Origin of the sequence: Arenibaculum sp. (assembly GCF_035998295.1) — a bacterium.
Lineage (GTDB): Bacteria > Pseudomonadota > Alphaproteobacteria > Azospirillales > Azospirillaceae > DASYHS01.
In genome coordinates this window covers 1-3,254 of the sequence record NZ_DASYHS010000267.1, presented here as the reverse complement: position 1 = coordinate 3,254, position 3,254 = coordinate 1, and the positions used below count along the sequence as shown (strand labels likewise).

Sequence of the window (3,254 nt, the reverse complement as noted above, 5' to 3'; positions counted from 1 at the left end):
TCAGCGCTGGTCGAGCTTGATCTCGATGCGCCGGTTGCGGCCGTAGGCGGCCTCGGTGTCGCCGGTGTCCAGCGGCTGGTTCGCGGCGAAGCCGGTCGCGGCCAGGCGCTCGGCCGGGATGCCGCGCTGCTCCAGGAACTTGACGACCTCGATCGCGCGGGCGGTGGAAAGCTCCCAATTGGAAGGGAACTGGGCGGTCGAGATCGGCCTCTCGTCCGTATGGCCGTCGACGCGCAGGATCCAGTTGACCTCCGGCGGGATGTCCTTCGAAATCTCGAGCAGCGTGTCGGCCAGCTTGTCCAGCTCGTCCGCCCCGCCCGCCTGCAGGGTCGCGGACGCGCTCGGGAACAGCACCTCCGACTGGAACACGAACCGGTCGCCGACGATACGGATGTCCGGCCGGTCGCCCAGCGCCTCGCGCAGGCGGCCGAAGAACTCCGAGCGGTAGCGCGACAGCTCCTCGACCTTGCTGGCGAGCGCGAGGTTCAGCCGCCGGCCCAGATCCGCGATCTGGACCTCCTGGTCGCTGCTCTCCTGCTCCGAGACCTCGAGTGCCGCCTCCAGGCGCTGGAGCTGGCTGCGCAGCGCCGCGATCTGCTGGTTCAGGAACGACACCTCCTGGCGGCCCTGCTCCGTCAGCTCCTGCTCCTGGGTCAGGGCGGCCTCCGTCGCGTCCACCGCGACCAGGAGTTCCTCGATCCTGATGTCCCGCTCCTCGACCTCGCGCTGGGCGAGCACCGTCCTTTCGCGCTCGGTGGCGAGGTCGGTATCGAGCTGCTGCGCCCGGTCGCGGATCGTTCCCAGCTCGGCGAGGAGCTGCTCGCGCTGCTCGGCCGTGAGCCGCAGCTCCTCCGTCAGCGCGGTATTGGCGGCGGCGACCTCGTCGCGCTCGGTCCGGGTCGCGTCCACCAGCGTGGACAGGGCGGCGACCTGGCTTTCCAGGTCGGTGCGCACCGTGCGCAGCGCCTGGATGTCGGCCTGCAGGCTCGCGATCTCGCGCAGTTGCAGCTCGATCTTCTCCCGGTCCGCCTCGATCACCTTGAAGGCGTCCTCGAGCTCGCGGGCGACCATGTCCAGCTCTTCGCCCTGGCGCTCGGTGCGCCCCGACAGCAAGGCGATCCGGCCGTCGAGCTCGTCGCGCTCGGCCTGCACGGTGGCGAGGTCCGACGTCAGGCGCTCGCGCTCGGCGATCGAGCTCTGGAGCTGGGCGGAGAGCTGCGCCACGTTGGTGCGCAGGTCGACGTTCGCCTCGCGCTCCATGGCCAGCAGCTCGCCGAGTTCTGCGAGCTGGCGGTTGAGGCTCTGGAGCGCCTGGTCGCGTCCCGACAGCGTGGTCGACAGGTAGACCTGCGCGACCACGAACACCATCAGGACGAAGATCACGACCATCAGCAGGGACGACAGGGCGTCGACCCAGATCGGCCATGCGTTGACGCTGCGATCGGTGCCCCGTCGGGCGGAAATCGATGCCATTATACCCCGTCAGCGTGCCCCGGCAGCATGGTCCTCAGCGGTCGGCCTCTTCGGCGAGGGCGGCGATGGTGCGGGCGAGCAGCTTGATCTCGCTGCGGATCTCCTGCACCGCCTGGACCCGGCCGGTCGCCACCTCGTCCACCAGGCGCGCGGTGTAGATGTCCATGTTGCGGATGTGCTGGCGGGTCGCGTCGTCGATGCCGAAGCCCTGCCCGGTCCCCAGCGCGTCCGACAGGCGCTGCAGGATCGGCCTCAGCTCCATCTGGCTTTCGGCGAGGCGCAGCATCAGCGTCTGTTCGGCCCGCATCTGGTCGGTCAATGTAGAGAGCTTTTCCGTCAGCGCCATGAGATTGTTGTTGGCGGAGCGCCGGCCCTCCTCGCTCTGCGCGACCGTGCGCTGGAGCGCCTCTATGTTCTCCGCCGTCTGCTCCAGAAGCGCCTGGAGATAGGCCGGGACCGACTGCTCGCTCTCGATGCCGACGCCGCTCGACAGGCGCGTGGCGCCCGACAGCCAGTCCTCCACCTCGGTGAAGAACCGGTTCATCGCCTGGCCCGCCTGGAGGTCGAGGAAGCCCAGGACGAGCGACCCCGCGAGGCCGAACAGCGAGGAGCTGAACGCCGTGCCCATGCCGGCGAGCGGTTCGGCGATGCCCTGCTGCAGGTCGCTGAACAGGGCGCCGACGTCGCCGTCGCCGGTCGCCGACAGGCCCGAGATGACGTCGGCGACCGATCCGATCGTCCGGATCAGGCCCCAGAACGTGCCGAGCAGGCCGAGGAAGATCAGCAGCCCGATCAGGTAGCGCGACAGCTCCCGGCCTTCGTCCAGGCGCGCGGCGATGCCGTCCAGCAGCGACCGCATCGCCGGGGCCGACAGCGACAGCCGGCCCTTGCGCTCGCCCAGCATCCGCGCCATCGGCGCCAGCAGCACCGGCTCGGAGCCGGTGTCGGCGGCATGGCCCGCGCGGTAGCGTTCGAGCCACGTGACCTCCGGCCGGAGCATCAGCACCTGGCGGAATATGTACAGGATGCCCAGCAGCAGGACCCCGAGGATCAGGCCGTTCAGGGCCGGATTGACCAGGAACGCGCGCTCGAGCACGGGATACAGCGCCACCGCGATCGCGACCACGATCGCGAGGAACAGGGACATGCGGGTCAGGAAGCGCTGCGGGCGCGACATCGAGGCTCTCGGGACGGGGACGGAGGAAGGGCGGCGGTCACTAGTTCACCAGGACCAGGTCGACGCGGTCGGTCGGGCCCGCGTCGGCGGTGCCCAGCGCGCGGACGTCGATGCGGGTGCTCCGCACGCCCTGCTCGACCAGCAGCCGGCGCAGGTCGACGGCGCGCCGCAGCGCCAGCCGCCGCGCGTCCGGCTCGCGTCGTTCCGGGGTCGTGGCGTAGGAGCGGATCTGCAGGCGCGCGTTCTGGTTCCGGGCCATGCGCGCCGCGATGCCGGTCAGCAGCTCCTTCTCGGCCGCCTCCAGCTCCGCGGCACCCTCGTCGAACACGATGCTGAACTCGTTGCCGGCCGGCAGCTCGACCGCCCGGTCCGGGCCCGGGTCGGGCGGCGGGGCCAGCAGGGCGGCCATGTCCTGCTCCGCGGGGCCGGGCGGCGGCGGGCGCATGGCCGGGGCGGGGACGCCGCGCGGCGACAGGTCGGGCAGGGGAGGCGGGACCGGCAGCGGGTCGGCCAGGGCCGGGTCGGCCGCGGGCGCCGGCCGGCTGCCCAGCGGGTCTTCGGGGACCGGCAGCGGGGCGAGCGCGAAGTCCGGCAGAGGCCCGGG

Annotated in this window: 3 protein-coding genes; all 3 read right to left on the bottom strand. The window is 71.5% G+C overall.

The genetic code is table 11. The features are described from left to right. Nucleotides 1-1,473: a peptidoglycan -binding protein gene (locus VGO20_RS24765; protein WP_327505073.1), complete on the bottom strand. Its 1,473-nt coding sequence runs from the start codon at nucleotides 1,471-1,473 to the stop codon at nucleotides 1-3. 34 nt (nucleotides 1,474-1,507) lie between these two features. Next, nucleotides 1,508-2,650 (bottom strand): flagellar motor protein MotA, encoded by a 1,143-nt coding sequence (locus tag VGO20_RS24760; protein WP_327505072.1) that lies wholly within the window; start codon nucleotides 2,648-2,650, stop codon nucleotides 1,508-1,510. Nucleotides 2,651-2,690: 40 nt separating this feature from the next. Further along, nucleotides 2,691-3,254: OmpA family protein (locus tag VGO20_RS24755; protein WP_327505071.1), on the bottom strand; the 564-nt coding region annotated here is incomplete at its 5' end.